The organism is Pseudomonas sp. FME51 (assembly GCF_014897305.1).
Map to the genome: position 1 here is coordinate 1 of NZ_JABUYN010000004.1, position 15073 is coordinate 15073.

General features: G+C 61.0%; 18 protein-coding genes. 16 read left to right on the forward strand and 2 right to left on the reverse strand.

Translation table 11 applies throughout. From position 1 onward, the window contains the following. Window positions 1-52: 52 nt before the first annotated feature. Entirely contained in the window at window positions 53-502 is a 450-nt protein-coding gene (locus INT39_RS08330; protein WP_193073463.1) for a DUF2971 domain-containing protein, read from the reverse strand. 204 nt (window positions 503-706) lie between these two features. Between INT39_RS08330 and INT39_RS08335 the strand changes: the two genes are divergently transcribed. The 16 genes from INT39_RS08335 (at window position 707) to INT39_RS08410 (ending at window position 14670) form a co-directional block, all read left to right on the forward strand. After that, window positions 707-1084 (forward strand): RAQPRD family integrative conjugative element protein, encoded by a 378-nt coding sequence (locus tag INT39_RS08335; RefSeq protein ID WP_193073764.1) that lies wholly within the window; start codon window positions 707-709, stop codon window positions 1082-1084. Continuing rightward, window positions 1081-1314 (forward strand): TIGR03758 family integrating conjugative element protein, encoded by a 234-nt coding sequence (locus INT39_RS08340; RefSeq protein WP_193073464.1) that lies wholly within the window; start codon window positions 1081-1083, stop codon window positions 1312-1314. The genes INT39_RS08335 and INT39_RS08340 overlap by 4 nt, the downstream gene beginning before the upstream one ends. A 16-nt stretch (window positions 1315-1330) precedes the next feature. Then, the gene (locus INT39_RS08345) at window positions 1331-1690 is read left to right on the forward strand and encodes a TIGR03745 family integrating conjugative element membrane protein (protein WP_193073465.1); all 360 of its coding nucleotides are present in this window, start codon (window positions 1331-1333) and stop codon (window positions 1688-1690) included. Between the two features lie 10 nt (window positions 1691-1700). After that, window positions 1701-2099, forward strand: coding sequence for a TIGR03750 family conjugal transfer protein (locus tag INT39_RS08350; protein WP_193073466.1), 399 nt, complete (start codon window positions 1701-1703; stop codon window positions 2097-2099). Next, entirely contained in the window at window positions 2096-2776 is a 681-nt protein-coding gene (locus INT39_RS08355) for a PFL_4703 family integrating conjugative element protein (RefSeq protein ID WP_193073467.1), read from the forward strand. Before INT39_RS08350 ends, INT39_RS08355 begins: the two co-directional genes overlap by 4 nt. Beyond that, window positions 2773-3675, forward strand: coding sequence for a TIGR03749 family integrating conjugative element protein (locus INT39_RS08360; protein ID WP_193073468.1), 903 nt, complete (start codon window positions 2773-2775; stop codon window positions 3673-3675). Before INT39_RS08355 ends, INT39_RS08360 begins: the two co-directional genes overlap by 4 nt. After that, the gene (locus tag INT39_RS08365) at window positions 3665-5071 is read left to right on the forward strand and encodes a TIGR03752 family integrating conjugative element protein (RefSeq protein WP_193073469.1); all 1407 of its coding nucleotides are present in this window, start codon (window positions 3665-3667) and stop codon (window positions 5069-5071) included. Before INT39_RS08360 ends, INT39_RS08365 begins: the two co-directional genes overlap by 11 nt. Continuing rightward, window positions 5052-5486, forward strand: a complete 435-nt coding sequence (locus INT39_RS08370) for a TIGR03751 family conjugal transfer lipoprotein (RefSeq protein ID WP_193073470.1) — start codon at window positions 5052-5054, stop codon at window positions 5484-5486. The genes INT39_RS08365 and INT39_RS08370 overlap by 20 nt, the downstream gene beginning before the upstream one ends. After that, entirely contained in the window at window positions 5486-8365 is a 2880-nt protein-coding gene (locus INT39_RS08375) for a conjugative transfer ATPase (RefSeq protein ID WP_193073471.1), read from the forward strand. Before INT39_RS08370 ends, INT39_RS08375 begins: the two co-directional genes overlap by 1 nt. After that, a complete protein-coding gene (locus INT39_RS08380) occupies window positions 8362-9129 on the forward strand; it encodes a DsbA family protein (protein ID WP_193073472.1) in 768 nt (255 codons plus the stop codon). Before INT39_RS08375 ends, INT39_RS08380 begins: the two co-directional genes overlap by 4 nt. 176 nt (window positions 9130-9305) lie before the next feature. Next, on the forward strand, window positions 9306-9803 hold the full coding sequence (locus INT39_RS08385; RefSeq protein ID WP_193073473.1) for a JAB domain-containing protein: 498 nt from the start codon (window positions 9306-9308) through the stop codon (window positions 9801-9803). Window positions 9804-10061: 258 nt separating this feature from the next. Beyond that, window positions 10062-10478, forward strand: coding sequence for a TIGR03757 family integrating conjugative element protein (locus tag INT39_RS08390; protein WP_193073765.1), 417 nt, complete (start codon window positions 10062-10064; stop codon window positions 10476-10478). Then, a complete protein-coding gene (locus INT39_RS08395) occupies window positions 10475-11404 on the forward strand; it encodes a TIGR03756 family integrating conjugative element protein (protein ID WP_193073474.1) in 930 nt (309 codons plus the stop codon). The genes INT39_RS08390 and INT39_RS08395 overlap by 4 nt, the downstream gene beginning before the upstream one ends. Before the next feature lie 8 nt (window positions 11405-11412). Further along, complete coding sequence (locus INT39_RS08400) at window positions 11413-12810, forward strand: integrating conjugative element protein (protein WP_226944628.1); 1398 nt, start codon at window positions 11413-11415, stop codon at window positions 12808-12810. Beyond that, window positions 12807-13151, forward strand: coding sequence for a hypothetical protein (locus INT39_RS08405; RefSeq protein ID WP_193073475.1), 345 nt, complete (start codon window positions 12807-12809; stop codon window positions 13149-13151). Before INT39_RS08400 ends, INT39_RS08405 begins: the two co-directional genes overlap by 4 nt. A gap of 13 nt (window positions 13152-13164) precedes the next feature. After that, a complete protein-coding gene (locus INT39_RS08410) occupies window positions 13165-14670 on the forward strand; it encodes a conjugal transfer protein TraG N-terminal domain-containing protein (RefSeq protein ID WP_193073476.1) in 1506 nt (501 codons plus the stop codon). Here the strand turns inward: INT39_RS08410 and INT39_RS08415 are convergent. Next, a complete protein-coding gene (locus tag INT39_RS08415; protein ID WP_193073477.1) occupies window positions 14667-15029 on the reverse strand; it encodes a DUF3742 family protein in 363 nt (120 codons plus the stop codon). The two genes, INT39_RS08410 and INT39_RS08415, sit on opposite strands and share 4 nt — an antisense overlap. Window positions 15030-15073 lie beyond the last annotated feature (44 nt).

Genomic DNA, 15073 nt, shown 5'->3' on the forward strand with positions numbered 1-15073 from the left:
CTTCATGCCTCATTCTCTCAAGAGTTGAGGCCTCCACGAAACCCGGTGCGATTCAGGAGTTGCTGTGCGTCCTTAGTTCCCCCATCGCCTCGTCAAGCATTTTCAGTTGAGCATCTTCGTCATAAATGACCTGCTTCAGGTCGAAGTAGTCCTTGTTTTGATAACTCTCCAAAACCAAGTGCTTCAAGTACCGAGGAGAAAAGCCTATGGAAAATCCAGCTCCGTTATCCGCGTACCCGCGCCATTGGCTCAGCAAATCCCCAGCCTCTGAGAAACAGAAGCCAAATCCATCGAAATGTTCATCAAACACTTCGATATACGACCTGAACTGATCAGCCTTTTGTAGGTTGACAGCATCCATTGCGAATATTTGTTCGCTCAAGACTCGGACAAGCCTTCCTTCCATCGTGTCGTTAGAGAGCTTCATCGAAGAAAGCCAGATCTGCCTTCTCGATATGATCTCGACAAAAATTTGCGCGGAACAGTAATGATATAGACTCAACTGGCCCTCCTTTGAAACATGTAATTTCATCAGATTAACAAATGCAATCTCGCGGTAAGCGCATCGACTGATCGAACATTTTCATCATGGCCCGTCCACTGGGCCTGAGCAATACGGTTCTTACTAAGTTCTCATTGTTTGCGGCTCCGGCGCGCCTGCTTCGCCACGATCACACCATTGCTGATCGAACCGAGGAATGGCGCGATGGTCTTTTCGTTTCCCCGCCACGCCGCGATGTGCGGCGTGGCCGTTCTGCTGCTGATAGCTCTTACCGCGAGTCTGCCACTGGCGGCCTATGCAGGTACCGCGGCGCAACACCAAGAGCTGGCCGCGGCCGTGCGCCAACTCGACGCGCTGGAACTTTTCGTCGCGCAGAGCGCAGCGAACACCCCGATCAGAGCGGGCGAGCGCTTCCATTTTGACTACTCACGGCTACTTGATGACCTCGCACATGTGCGCGCCGGCATCCAGTTCCACCTCGCGCCATCTCGCGCCCAGCCGCGCGACCCCTCCGTACTGAGCGGCAATTACCGCAACGAGTCCGCGTCCGACGCGCCCTCAGCGCCGGAGGGTCAGCCATGACCCCCGCACAGATCAGCGCCTTCCAGGCCAACAGCAGCATCGCGCCCGCCGCGATGGCGACGGTGATCGTCGGCCTCGTGTTCGCGGTGCTGCTGTTGTGGGGAGCCTGGGCCATCCGCACCGCTTATGTCGGGTGGTCGGAAAACCAGCTCAACCAGCGTCAGTTCCTGGGCGTCGTCGTGCGTTTTCTCGCGATGTACCTGGTGCTGACGTTTTTCCTCCTCTCATAACCACAAGGGTCAGACCATGAAAGTCGCTCCTCTCCCCCGTATCCGTCTCGTCCAGCACTCGCTCGCACTGAGCTTCGCCACGCTACCCGCGCTGTCGTTCGCGCAAGGTTTGCCCACCATGGAGAATCCCTCGCGCGGCACCGGCGGCGGGATCATGGAGACCATTCGCAACTATGGCTTTGACATCGTGATGTTGGTTGCGCTATTGGTCGTTGCCTCAATGTTCATTGGCGTGTGCTACCACGCCTACGGTACCTACGCGGAGATCCACACGGGCAGGAAAACATGGGGGCAGTTTGGACTCACGGTTGCCATCGGCGCGGTGCTGTTGGTCATCGGTATCTGGCTGCTCACCGAAGCGACCGGGATTCTCTGAGGTCGCGCTAATGTCCGAGCATCAGCACATCCGTGCGGATGGCACCGTGATGTTCCTTCCGCACCGGCTCAACCGGCACCCCGTGGTGGTACGCGGCCTGACGGCGGACGAGCTGTGGTTCTGCTGCGGCTCGTCCGGCGCAGCCGGATTGCTGGTCGGCGCACCCCTGTCCTGGCTGTTCTCGACCATCGCGCTCGCGCCCACCTTCATCGTGCTGGGTGTCGCCTTCGGCGTCTTCATCGGCGGCGGCATCCTGCGTCGTCAGAAACGCGGCCGACCCGACACCTGGTTGTACCGCCAATTGCAATGGCGCATCGCGACCCACTATCCGTTGGTGGCCGGCTGGGTCGGCGGGCATGCGCTGATCACGCGCTCGGGCCGCTGGTCGAACCGGAGGACAGCGCGATGAGCCGCTTTCGTAACGAAGTCGCGCACCTGCAGGCGCACATCAAGACCCTCCGCCTTGCCGCTGTTGCGTTGCTGCTGATCGCACTGGCGATGGGCGGCGGCTGGTGGAGCGCGCCCCGCGACCTGACCATTCACGTTCCGCCCGATCTGCGCTCGGGCAGCACCCGGCCCTGGTGGGACGTGCCGCCGGAAAGTGTCTATTCATTCACTTTCTATGTATGGCAGCAACTGCACCGCTGGCCCACCAATGGTGAAGAGGACTACGCGCGCAACCGGCATGCGCTCTCGCCGTACTTTACCCCCGCCTGCCGTGCCTTCCTGCAGGCCGACTATGACTACCGCCGTTCTACGGGAGAGCTGCGCCAGCGAGTGCGTGGCGTGTATGAGATCCCCGGGCGCGGCTACGGCGACAACCCGACTGCGCGCGTGCGCACGGTTTCCGATCGCAACTGGGTAGTGACGCTCGATCTCAGCGCGGACGAGTACCACGGGCCGGAACAGGTCAAACGCGCGTTAGTGCGCTACCCGATCAAAGTCGTGCGAGCGGACGTCGATCCGGCGCGAAACCCCTTCGGCCTGGTTCTCGACTGCTACGACGGTGCGCCTCAGCGCATCGCCACGCTCGAACCGGAACCACCCACCCGCAGCGGCCTGGGCCAGCAAGGAGAATCCCCATGAAGACCCGCTTTCTCTTCTGGCTGGGCCTGCTGGCCTGCGCGTTCGTGCCCATGGCCAATGCCGTTGAAATCCTGCGCTGGGAGCGCCTGCCTCTGGCTGTGCCGCTGCAAGTCGGTGAGGAGCGCATCGTGTTCGTTGATCGCAACGTGCGCGTTGGCGTGCCGGCCAGCGTGGGCGACCGGCTGCGCGTGCAGAGTGCCAGCGGCGCGGTCTATCTGCGCGCCAGCGAACCCATCGAACCCACGCGATTGCAGTTGCAGGATGCTGACAGCGGCGTGCTGATCCTGCTGGATATCGCTGCCGAGCCGGCCAAGGACGGAGAGCCACCGCTGGAACCGGTACGCATCGTCGAGGGCAGCGCCACGCCGCAGCGCTACGGTCAAGCACAGGAGTCCGGGGCGGCCGTGTCTTCCACGGATCGGAAACGGCCGCCCCGACGCGAGACCCCGGTAGCGGTGGTTCTGACCCGCTACGCGGCCCAGAACCTGTACGCGCCGCTGCGCACCGTGGAACCCGTGCCGGGTGTCATGCGTGTGAATCTGCGCCGCGACCTGCCGCTCGATACCTTGCTACCGACCCTGCCTGTGCGGGCCGGGGCGTTGGCGGCATGGCGGCTGGAGGACCAGTGGGTGACAGCAGTTCGGCTGACCCATACCGGCAGCGGCTGGATCGATCTCGATCCGCGCACGCTACAGGGGGACTTCCTCACGGCTACCTTCCAGCATCCGACGCTCGGCCCGCGCGGCACGCCGGAGGACACCACGGTGGTGTATCTGGTCACGCGTGGTCGCGGGCTGCCTCAATCGCTGCTGCCGGCTATCCATCGATTCGACCCGGCTGCACTGCTGCCGCAAGCCGTCCCCGGTCACGACGACAAGGAGTCCGGCGATGCGCAGTAATGGCTTGCTCAAATGGCTGGTACTTCCGGTCGCCTTGTTGGTGCTGTTCTTCGGCATCCGGCTGTTCTCCGGCGGTGGCGATCAGCCGCACTCCACAGTCGATGTCGACCCGCAGCTCACCGCCGAGGAGATGCAGGCGCTCGGCATCGAAGGCGATACGCCTCGCGATACCGTCGCCACCCTGGTGGCGCAGGTGCGGCAGTTGCGCACCGAGTTGCAGACGGCCACGGCTGACAACCGCACTCAGCGCGAGGAGAACCAGCGTCTGCGCCAGCGCGAAAGCGCGATCGATCAGCGCATCGGCACGGCACTGGAGGCCGAACGTGCCGCATTGCGCCGCGACCAGGAGCAGCTGGTCGGCGAACGGCGGCAGACCGAAGGCCTGTTGCATGATCTGCAACGCCGGCTGGAAAACATCGGCGGCCATGCCGATCTGCCAGTCGGGCTGGGCCTGCGCGAAGGTGACGGTGATGGTTTCGCTGGCGAGGGCGGCATCCGCTGGGTGGAGCCGGATGATGCCAGGCAGACCGACGGGCGCGGCGGCGCGGGTACAAGCCTGAGCTTCCCGACCAGCTTCGGGCCGGCGCAGAAGACGCTGGAGACCACCGTCGGCCACGTGGCCGATGCCGGCGCCAGGGCTGCCGGTGTCAAGACGACCCAGGCGGTCTACACCGTACCGACGAACTCCACCCTGATGGGATCGATTGCGATGACGGCACTGATCGGTCGGGTCCCGATCGATGGCACCGTCAACGACCCATTCCCGTTCAAAGTTCTCGTCGGGCCGGACAACCTGACCGCGAACGGCATCGACATTCCGGATGTGGCCGGCGCGGTGTTTAGCGGCACCGCCAGCGGCGACTGGGCCTTGTCATGCGTCAGGGGACAAGTACGCAGCATCACGTTCGTGTTCCATGACGGGACTGTGCGCACGATTCCCGAAGACAGCGAGCGCAGCAGCAGCCAGCAGAACAACCAGCAGGATGGTCTGGGCTGGATCAGCGACCCGTATGGCATTCCCTGCGTCAGCGGCGAACGTCGCAGCAATGCACAGCAGTATCTCGGTACCCAGGCCTTGATCACCGCGGCGGGCGCGGGCGTCGCTTCGCTGATCGATTCCGACAGCGGCCAGATGTCCTATGTCGGCTCCGACGGCTCGGTCGGCACGGTCGGCATCAGCACCAACGAGGCGGTCGGACGTATTCTCGCCGGCGGCGTGCAGGACATGTCGCAGTGGGTGAACCGGCTCTATGGACAAGCCTTTGCGGCGGTCTATGTCCAGCCGGGCGCACAGGTCGCCGTTCACCTCGAAAAACCCCTTGAAATTGACTACGACCCCGAAGGCCGCCGCGTCGACCATCGCGCAGGAGAAGCCCATGCACTCGAACTGGATTAAACCGCTGCTGCTGGCGGCGGTCGTGGTGGCACTGGCCGGCTGCGCCACCAGCAAGGAAGAGCTAATGCCGCACGGTGGCCGCACGATGCAAGACATCTGGCAACAGCAGGCGGGCGACGGCGGCAGCGGCCAAGTCGCCCGCCGCCAGTTGCTTGATGCGCGCCAGAGTCTGCGACGCCCCCTGACCAATATCGATATCCAGTCGGCAACTGTCGAGCAGATGCGCTACACGCGCACGGCCGCGAACGAGATCCTTCACCAGTTCCCAAGGCTCCCGAATCCGGATCTGGTCATGTATGTGTTCCCGCATCTGGCTGGTACCGATCCTATCCCGGTGCCAGGATATTCAACCGTCTTCCCCTTGTATCAACGCGTCCAGTACGCTATGCCGGGCGAACGCACGGAGGACTACTGATGGCCTGGTCGCTGCCCTGGCGCCGACACGCGCTTACCGATGCTGCGTCTTCCGAACAGAATTCGCAGGATGGCTGGACACGCCATGTGCGCGCGCTGCGCGAGGCTGGGATCCCCGAACCCGGCGCAGCGCTCAGCCATGGCCGTCCTGCCACGGTGTCCGATGAGCAGGCTCTGTATGACACGCCGCTCTCTTTCGTTGAGCTGTTGCCCTGGGTCGAGTACCTGCCGGAATCGCAGTGCATGCTGCTGGAGGATGGGGTGTCGGTCGCGGCGTTTTTCGAACTGACGCCGCTGGGCACCGAAGGCCGCGAAGCCACCTGGCTGGCCCAGGCACGCGATGCGTTGGAAAACGCCCTACAGGATAGTTTCGACGAACTCGATGCGAACCCGTGGGTGCTGCAGCTCTACGCGCAGGACGAGGCCAATTTCGACCAGTATCTGGACACGCTGCGCAACTATATCCAGCCGCGCGCCCAGGGCTCGCGCTATACCGAGTTCTACCTGAATTCGTTCGCCCACCACCTGCGCGCCGTCGCCAAATCCGGCGGCCTGTTCGAAGATACGGTTGTCACACGGCTGCCGTGGCGCGGCCAAAGCCGACGTGTGCGGATGGTGGTCTTCCGCCGTGCTGCCGGACAGGTCGGCCGCCGTGGGCAGACGCCGGAGCAGGCGCTGAACGTCGTGTGCGACCGCCTGATTGGCGGCCTGTCCAACGCGGGTATCCAAACGCACCGGCTGGATGCGACACAGATCCATGACTGGCTGCTACGTTGGTTCAACCCGCACCCCGCCTTACTGGGACCATCAGCCGAGGATCGCGAGCGCTTCTACCGGCTGACAGCTTATCCAGAAACGCCGGAGCCCGACGAGATCGAACTCGCCAGTGGCAAGGACTTTTCGCAGCGGTTGTTCTTCGGCCAGCCACGCTCGAATGTCGGCCAAGGCCTGTGGTACTTCGACGACCTGCCACATCGGGTCATCGTCACCGACCGCCTGCGCACCCCGCCCGCCGTGGGCCACCTTACGGGAGAGACGCGCAAGGGCGACGCAATCAATACCCTGTTTGACCAGCTACCGGAAGACACCGTCATGTGCCTGACACTGGTTGCCACGCCGCAGGACACGCTGGAAGCGCACCTCAACCAACTGGCGAAAAAGTCGGTCGGTGAAACCTTGGCGTCCGAGCAGGCGCTCAAGGATGTGCAGGAGGCGCGCTCGCTGATAGGCAGTGCGCACAAGTTGTATCGCGGCACGCTGGCCTTCTATTTGCGCGGCCATGACGAAGCCGATCTGGATCGACGCGGCTTGCACCTGGCCAATGTGATGCTCAACGCCGGGCTGCAGCCAGTCCGCGAAGAAGATGAAGTCGCGCCGCTCAACAGCTATCTGCGCTGGCTGCCTTGCGTCTACAACCCCGGCACGGATCGCAAGCAATGGTACACGCAACTAATGTTTGCCCAGCATGCCGCCAATCTGTCACCGGCATGGGGACGCAGCCAGGGTACGGGCAGGCCCGGCATCACACTGTTCAATCGCGGTGGCGGAGTATTGACGTTCGATCCGTTCAGCAGATTGGATAGGCAAATGAATGCCCATTTGTTTTTGTTTGGCCCCACCGGCTCGGGCAAGTCGGCCACGCTCAACAACATCCTCAACCAGGTTGCCGCAATCTATCGCCCGCGCATGTTCATCGTGGAGGCCGGTAATTCCTTTGGCTTGCTGGCCGATTTCGCCGCACGATTGGGCCTGTCTGTGAACCGGGTCAAGCTCGCGCCCGGTTCAGGCGTGAGCCTCGCGCCGTTCGCCGATGCACGCCGGTTGATTGAAGCCCCTAGCGATGTGCAGACGCTGGATGCCGATGCGCTGGATGAAGAACAGCCTACCGACCCGGCCGCCGTCGATGCGGACGAGCAGCGCGACGTGCTTGGCGAGCTGGAGATCACTGCGCGCCTGATGATCACGGGCGGCGAAGATAAAGAGGAATCCCGCATGACGCGGGCCGACCGCTCCTTGATTCGCCAGTGCATCCTGGACGCCGCCCGCCACAGCGTCGCGCAAGACCGGGATGTGCTCACGCGCGACGTGCGCGACGCGCTGCGCGAGCGCGGCCGCGACTCGACCCTGCCCGAAACCCGGCGCACGCGGTTATTGGAGATGGCTGACGCTATGGACATCTTCACGCAAGGTTCGGACGGCGAAATGTTCGACCGTCCCGGCACGCCCTGGCCAGAAGCCGACATCACGGTGGTCGATCTCGCCACCTATGCCAGGGAGGGCTACAACGCCCAGCTCTCGATCGCGTACATCTCCCTGATCAATACCGTCAACAACATTGCGGAACGCGACCAGTTTCTCGGTCGGCCAATCCTTAACGTGACCGATGAAGGCCACATCATCACGCGCAATCCCTTGCTGTCGCCGTACGTGGTGAAGATCACCAAGATGTGGCGGAAGCTAGGCGCCTGGTACTGGCTGGCGACGCAAAATATCGACGACCTGCCCAAGGCGGCGGAGCCGATGCTGAATATGATCGAGTGGTGGTTGTGCCTGTCGATGCCGCCTGATGAAGTTGAAAAAATCGCACGATTCCGCGAGCTATCGCCAGCGCAGAAGGCACTGATGCTCTCGGCCAGGAAGGAATCGGGGAAGTTCAGCGAGGGCGTCATTCTCTCGAAGAGCATGGAGGTGCTGTTCAGGGCTGTACCACCGAGCTTGTATCTCGCACTGGCCCAGACCGAACCCGAAGAGAAAGCTGAGCGATACCAGCTCATGCAGCAGTTCGGCATCAGCGAGCTGGAAGCAGCCTTCAAGGTGGCCGAGAGAATCGACCAAGCGCGCGGCATTGAGCCACCGAGTGATCGTTGGAGACAGCGATGACGCTAAGGCATCCTTCCATTCCGATTCAGCTTCAAGCCTTTCGCCGCCGTCCACGTCGCTGGCATCGTTTGCGCTGTGCCCTGGTTCTGGCGCTAATCGCGCTGCTACTGACCTGGTTAACGGTCAGATCGCCTGAGACATTCATGTCAGAGGCTGATGTGCCGGTAGGCGCCACCCAGGTGGCCGGGCCGCCTTGGCAGTTGGGCAACCCCGAGGGCCGCTTCACGCTGACCTTCTACGCGAATCTCGAATGTCCATTCTGCCGCTCCTACTTCCCGCAGCTCAAGCGCTGGATCGGCGACAACGATGACGTGGCCTTGCAATGGCACCACTTGCCGCTGGCTGCGCATGAACCAGCGGCTTCCGCCGAAGCGCGCCTCGCGGAATGCGCGGGTGAAGCCAGCGGGCATGCCGCCTTCTGGCAGGCCGTGGGTTGGGTCTATGCTCACACGCGCGGAGACGGGCAAGGTTTGCCCGAAGGTTCACGCTATCCCGACCTCATGCCGGCCATCGAACAGTGCCTGTCAAGTGGGCGATCCGATGCGGTGATCCGTACCCAGGTCGAAGAGGCCATGAACAGTGGTGTGACCGCCACGCCATCGCTGCGGCTGCAGGATCGCGAAACTGGTAACACGATCCTGCTACAGGGACCGATCGAGGGCGACGCCTTGCTGTCGGCTATAGACATGCTGGCCGCTGACGATCCAACCGCCACACCCATACCCAAAATGCCTGCCGACGTCGTCGGCGACATGCCCAGATAGCCAGCAGTCATAGAGGCTATGGCCCGGTTCCTACCGCGCTGACTGCCCCAGTTCGCCACGCATCCCCCGAGCGAACGACCATCCGCATCAGCGATGGTGGATGCCCGTCATCAATGTCCCTGGGAGGCCTCGTCTCCCAAGGGGCGAGTACCTCCTATTATTCATTGGAGGTTCACATGCCCACATCTCTCACCACGATAAGCAACAACGTCCTACTGCGCCCTGTTCCCGTACCAAATGACGACTGGATCATTCAGCGAGCCTTAATGATTCTTGAGGGTCGCATGTTTCAGCGAGGTCCAAAACTACAGCGACCACATGACGTGCGTGATTTCCTGCGCATTAAGCTGGTGCCGGAACCTAACGAAGTCTTCTCGGTGATCTTCCTTGATACCCAACACCGTGTTCTTGCTTACGAACTTCTATTCCGCGGAACAATTGATTCGGCTACTGTCTATCCCCGCGTCGTACTCAAGCGCGCCCTGGATCATCAGGCCGCGGCTGTAGTGCTGGCTCATAACCATCCGTCAGGTATTAGCGATCCGAGTACTGCGGACAGGCACCTCACCCAGCAGCTGAAGGATCTGCTGGGCCAACTCGATATCCGGATGCTGGATCACTTCATCATTGGCGAAGGCGAACCGTACTCGTTCGCCGAGCATGGGCTGATCTGATCTACATGTCAGACCGCTGGTACAACCCCACCGAAAGCGATGCCTTCGGTGGGGACTTTCCTCGGCAGATACACTCTCCCAGAAACTGCATCAGAACAGCCGAAGCCGCTCGATCCTCAAGGCTCCCCATACGCCGATCAACCAGCACATTGCCTTCCTACTCACAATAGGGAAAGTTGCAGTGCGCATTGTCCGTGGAGGGCGCCCATGTAATCGGGTTGACTACGAGTGTCTTTCACTCTCCGGGACTCGAAAAGCATGCAGGCCCATCTCGGCCGGATTCTGGCCCTTCTGTCTCTACTGCTTTTTACGAACGTAGCCCACACATCTGCCATCTGGGTCGTGACGGATGCTCATCACGTGATGATCGGCTCCGACGCAGCGCACCGCGTAATCATGCTTGATGCTCCGCTGGCCATCGAGAGAGAACTGTCATCACAACTACCCCTCAACCCGCAGCAAGCGGCGGTGATCGTTGAAGATCGCTTGAAAAAAGGTGGACACGCACTGCAACAGCGCCTGCGAGAGGCTTACCAGGGCGTGACCGATGCCTGGAGCTTGGGCATAACAAGCATTCCTGCCGTGGTCGTTGATCAGCGATACGTCGTGTACGGGGAAAGCGACCTTGATCAGGCGCTGGCTCGCATTAAACGGCACCGCGAGGGGCAGCCATGATTTCGCGGCGTATTCGGCTTGCGGCCGCCTCCGTATTGCTGAGCATCGGTTCGTCGACCTTTGCCCTCAACACCGGCACCATCGTGGCGTCCGCCCTTTCGCCTGATTGCCTTGAGTACAGGGTTGTCGGCATTTGCTACTGGCTGTATTGCTCCTGGTCCGGGTGTCGAGTACGTACATCGATCAAGGTCAAGCACTACGTGCCCGACGCGGTGGTGTCGAGCTATTCGAATACGGGCGAGAACCCGTGGTTGGAGGTGCGCGCAATGAGTCTACCCAACCCCACTGCGCAGGCGGGCGGCGAGGGCACCACCAACCACGGCAATGAAAACAATCTCGCCAAATTCAAGAATGGCGATGTGATCGGTCATCCTGGCGGCTACGCCTTCAATCAATTCGCCGCCAGCTTCGGCTATAGCTGCGAGGGCGCCAGTACGGCGTTCGTGCCGTATTTGCTCAGTACCCTCGATACAGTTGGCTGGCGCCACAACGTACCCGAGTCCGTATATCCCGAGGCGCTGATCCCGGGTATGCGTGAAATTGGCACGCGATCTGGCCTCAACCTTTGGGGCAACGTATACCCACGTGGTGGATTTCTGCATCAGAGCGACGATTACAAAGCGGCAGCTGTCGTCGCCCAGCGTGCCGGTGACATCGTCACCCGCCGCAGCCAACTGCATGTGTACCAACCTCTGCTGGCCAACGCACGCGACGGCTACTGGCCGGCCGGTGCGTTGATTGAAAGCGATGCCAGCACGGGCAAGTGGCAGCAACTGACGCCACACCTTTCAAACACCTGCACCGTGTTTCCCCATCCCGGATCGCTGCCGCAGGCACAACAGGGCGATTACGCCTGGGCGCTGTGGCGCCCGTATAGCTGCTGCCAACGACGTGGGCAGACTTTCTTGGGCAGTGTTGAGTTCTGAGGCCCCGCATGAATCATTCCTCCAGCATCTCTTTCGCCCATTCGGCCCGCCATCTTTGCCTTGTCACTGTGTTTGCCAGCGCGCTGGTTTTGTCGGGCAACAGCGTGCAGGCCCAAAGTGGAGGTTTCCAGAATAGCGGCAGCGTCATTGGTGATGAAGTCATGTACTCGATCGGCGGCGGCAACGCTGTCTCGATGAGCGGTGCGGCCGGTATGCGTTCGCTCGGCGTGGGCGTGGGCTGGAACAGCAACCTGATTTGCGGTGACATGTCGATCTCGACAACCATCCAGAACCAACTTAATGGATTGACGAGCGGATTCCAGAACATCATGTCTTCCGTGATCCAGAGCGCGACGAGTGCGGTGGCGTCTCTGCCCGCACTGATCATCCAACGGGCCGATCCTGGCTTGTACAACCTGCTGACCAACGGCGTGCTCCAGGCACGTCTGGACTTTGACCGCTCCAAGCTCCAGTGCCGTGCGATGGCCGAGAGAATGGCCGACATGGCTGGTGGGCAGATGGGTTGGAACCAGCTCGCCGAAGGCCTGGCGCTGCGCGATGCCGTGGGAAGCACCGATGCCGTTTCAGCAGTCGAACAAGCAGAAACCCGCCGTGGCAACGATGGTGTGCCCTGGGTGGGGGGCGGCAATGCCGGAGGCGTCGGCCAGGCGCCCATCAATGTGGTAGGCGATGTGACACGCGCCGGATACAACTTGGTCAATGGGCGTAGCGTGTCTGACACCAGTGCCATCGCCCAGGCCAGTTGCGGAAGCCTTTCCTGCCAGACATGGTCATCGCCCCAAGCTGCGGTTGAGTGGGCCACGCGGGTGCTGGGCGAACAGGAGCAGCGCACATGCGAATCCTGCACCAAGACTGAAACCGTCCCAGGCGTGGGTTTGACCCCGCTGATCCAGGAAGAATACGACACCAAACTTCAGACGCTGCAAGAGCTGATCTCCGGGACGCGCAACACCTCCTTCGATAACCTTAGCGAAGCCGGCAGCACCTCACTGCCCATCACGCGCGGCGTGATCGAGGCCCTTCGGGATGAACCTGACCAGGATATCCTGGCCCGGCGACTGGCGTCCGAAGTTGCGCTCGCATCCGTGTTGGAGAAAGCACTGCTGCTGCAGCGCACGCTGCTCACCGGGAAGAAGGAGCCGAACGTCGCCGCCAACCAAATGGCGGTCGAAGCAGTAAATCAGGAAAGCGATACGCTGGATCGCGAGATCCGCAACCTCAAGACGGAACTCGAATTGCGACGTGAGCTTGCCAACAACTCGCCCATGGCCATTATCCAGCGCCATGGCGCTCGTGCAGCTGGCTCGCGCGGCATTTACGAGGGCGATCCCGTACCTGACCGGCTCAACCAACTGCAGCAGCCGACGCCGCGAGGCACGCCATGACTTTGACTTGGCTGCGGTGGCTTTTCAACCGGCGCACGGTTCGGACGGCACTATGGATGATGTTCGTGATCATCCTGGCCATCTTGGCCAATGTGCTCGGCATCTATTTCCATGGGAGTGTGAGCGGCTGGAATGATTGGATGGCGGCGCAATCAAGCCTCTTTCTGGCCTGGCGACTATGTCTTTACGCAGCTACCGCGTACGGCTGGCTATGGTTGCGTCGGCGGCAGCTTGCGCGAGAAAGCGATGCAGGTGCCCGCCGCCAATTAATGCGCGCCGAAATTGCCAGCGTCGTGGCCCTTGTGGTGCTGGAAGCGAGCCTGCTGATGCAGGCGGGGTAGCGAGGTCTGAACGATGACCCTTTACACAACCGACTATCTTGAGTACTACCTGACACTGGTAGGCTGGATCGTGCATAACGGGATTTGGAGTGTACTTGTCTCCAGCGGGGTTTTTGCGATCCCGTTCATTGCAATCATCATCGGGGAGTGGCTCAAGGCACGTGCCGAGGGCGCGGATGAAGGAAATAAAGGCATCTTGTCTGCAGCCCGGATTGAGAACCGAGTTTGGGTCGCCATTGTGGTGGTGCTCTTTGCTGGCATCCCGTTCATCGACATTGATCTATCCACGATCCGGTACGATAACTCACGCTCTGCTCAATGTCATGTCAGCGTGCCTCAGCCCACGGATACGGGCTGGTCGCAGTCCTTCAGTACGCTCAACAACCAGAGTGCGCGGGTGCCGGTTTGGTGGGCCTTTATGCACTCACTTTCGCGTGCAGTGACGGGAGCGTCTGTGGCAGCTATTCCATGTGGTACGGATTTGAGGCAAATGCGCATGGACGTCGACGCGACGCGCATCGATGATCCTGTGCTTGCGCAGGAAGTGGCAGACTTCACCCATGATTGCTACGGGTCGGCCAGAGCAAAGCTGTTCATGGGGCGGCCTGATCTGTCGGATGAGCAGATGCATGACATCACCTGGATTGGTTCCAACTACTTCGTCAACACAGCCGGTTTCTATGATACCTATCGGTCCAGAACGCCTCGCGTGGACTGGCCCTACGACAACAACCGCGATGCAGGTTTGGCACAGGTGGCGAGCGGTGGGGGATACCCGAGCTGCCGTCAATGGTGGATGGATTCAGGGCATGGCCTGCGAGCTCGTTTGCTGGGGCAGGTTGACCCAGGCCTGTTGAGTCGTATAGCGGGTTGGGCAGGATTCTTGTCCCGAGCCGAGGTGGATGACTCTGTGATTCGTTCCATCGCAGCCCCACGCCAACAGAAGCTGAACATTGGCTCGGTCTACAGCGACTACGGTGGACAGGTCGAGAAGACGCTGCCGAACATCGTGACGCGCGCTGCTGGCGATATAGGAATGAGTGTGGGTTCCCTGGCATTTTTCCCCGCAATGGACGCAGTTCGTCAGGCGCTGCCGATGGTGCTTTCGCTATTGAAAATGGCGCTTGTGATCTGCATTCCCCTGGTGCTGGTGATCGGCACTTACGATCTCAAGACTTTAGTGACGGTCAGCGTCGTGCAGTTTGGCTTGTTCTTCGTTGATTTCTGGCTCCAGTTGGCGCGCTGGATTGACAGCACGATTCTGGACGCTCTTTACGGAGCGGGTTGGGGGTGGAACCGTCCACACATCAACTTCAGTGTATCCATGGGACTGAACAATGCTTTCGGCGATATGATTTTAAATTTTGTGATGGCAACGATGTTCATCGTGCTGCCCACTTTCTGGGTTGCTGCTCTTGCCTGGGCTGGCGTACGTGCCGGCAATATGGCGCAGATGATGGCCACATCGACTGACGGAGCCAAAGCGGCAGGAAGTAAAGCTGTCAATAAAGTGGTTTAGACTTCATCGTCTGAGAGTCCAGCATCCACGCGCGTTTCGCCGCGGTAAAGCCCATAACCTGAAAAGCCTATTCTCCATTCTGCGGAATCTTCGTCATCAGGTGTCCGTCTCTCGTGAGCAGCCCATGAAACGATCACAGCAGCTACCAACAGAATCGTGAGCCAGAACGCCACATACAGGAGCGCTGCGAGGAAGACCAGCTTCGGCACCCATAGAAGAGTGTTGGCTACCGTCTTCGAAACCCCTAGGTTTACGAGCCATGCGGCGAGCCGTCGCTCACTACGCACAAAGCCACTCCAGCGCCTACCGAGCCAGCGGCCGAAACGCTCTGCACCGTTGTGGGGAGTTATCGTGTTCATGGTCTCACCTGTTTAACTGTTGATGGTTACTCCGATGCGTCAAA

What these genes read in the sequence shown, in the direction of transcription:
- INT39_RS08355 (WP_193073467.1), top strand. Translation starts at nt 2,096, where the DNA reads ATGAGCCGCTTTCGTAACGAAGTCGCGCACCTGCAGGCGCACATCAAG.
- INT39_RS08370 (WP_193073470.1), top strand. Translation starts at nt 5,052, where the DNA reads ATGCACTCGAACTGGATTAAACCGCTGCTGCTGGCGGCGGTCGTGGTG.
- INT39_RS08375 (WP_193073471.1), top strand. Translation starts at nt 5,486, where the DNA reads ATGGCCTGGTCGCTGCCCTGGCGCCGACACGCGCTTACCGATGCTGCG.
- INT39_RS08390 (WP_193073765.1), top strand. Translation starts at nt 10,062, where the DNA reads ATGCAGGCCCATCTCGGCCGGATTCTGGCCCTTCTGTCTCTACTGCTT.
- INT39_RS08345 (WP_193073465.1), top strand. Translation starts at nt 1,331, where the DNA reads ATGAAAGTCGCTCCTCTCCCCCGTATCCGTCTCGTCCAGCACTCGCTC.
- INT39_RS08340 (WP_193073464.1), top strand. Translation starts at nt 1,081, where the DNA reads ATGACCCCCGCACAGATCAGCGCCTTCCAGGCCAACAGCAGCATCGCG.
- INT39_RS08350 (WP_193073466.1), top strand. Translation starts at nt 1,701, where the DNA reads ATGTCCGAGCATCAGCACATCCGTGCGGATGGCACCGTGATGTTCCTT.
- INT39_RS08335 (WP_193073764.1), top strand. Translation starts at nt 707, where the DNA reads ATGGTCTTTTCGTTTCCCCGCCACGCCGCGATGTGCGGCGTGGCCGTT.
- INT39_RS08360 (WP_193073468.1), top strand. Translation starts at nt 2,773, where the DNA reads ATGAAGACCCGCTTTCTCTTCTGGCTGGGCCTGCTGGCCTGCGCGTTC.
- INT39_RS08400 (WP_226944628.1), top strand. Translation starts at nt 11,413, where the DNA reads ATGAATCATTCCTCCAGCATCTCTTTCGCCCATTCGGCCCGCCATCTT.
- INT39_RS08380 (WP_193073472.1), top strand. Translation starts at nt 8,362, where the DNA reads ATGACGCTAAGGCATCCTTCCATTCCGATTCAGCTTCAAGCCTTTCGC.
- INT39_RS08405 (WP_193073475.1), top strand. Translation starts at nt 12,807, where the DNA reads ATGACTTTGACTTGGCTGCGGTGGCTTTTCAACCGGCGCACGGTTCGG.
- INT39_RS08395 (WP_193073474.1), top strand. Translation starts at nt 10,475, where the DNA reads ATGATTTCGCGGCGTATTCGGCTTGCGGCCGCCTCCGTATTGCTGAGC.
- INT39_RS08385 (WP_193073473.1), top strand. Translation starts at nt 9,306, where the DNA reads ATGCCCACATCTCTCACCACGATAAGCAACAACGTCCTACTGCGCCCT.
- INT39_RS08415 (WP_193073477.1), bottom strand. Translation starts at nt 15,029, where the DNA reads ATGAACACGATAACTCCCCACAACGGTGCAGAGCGTTTCGGCCGCTGG.
- INT39_RS08410 (WP_193073476.1), top strand. Translation starts at nt 13,165, where the DNA reads ATGACCCTTTACACAACCGACTATCTTGAGTACTACCTGACACTGGTA.
- INT39_RS08365 (WP_193073469.1), top strand. Translation starts at nt 3,665, where the DNA reads ATGCGCAGTAATGGCTTGCTCAAATGGCTGGTACTTCCGGTCGCCTTG.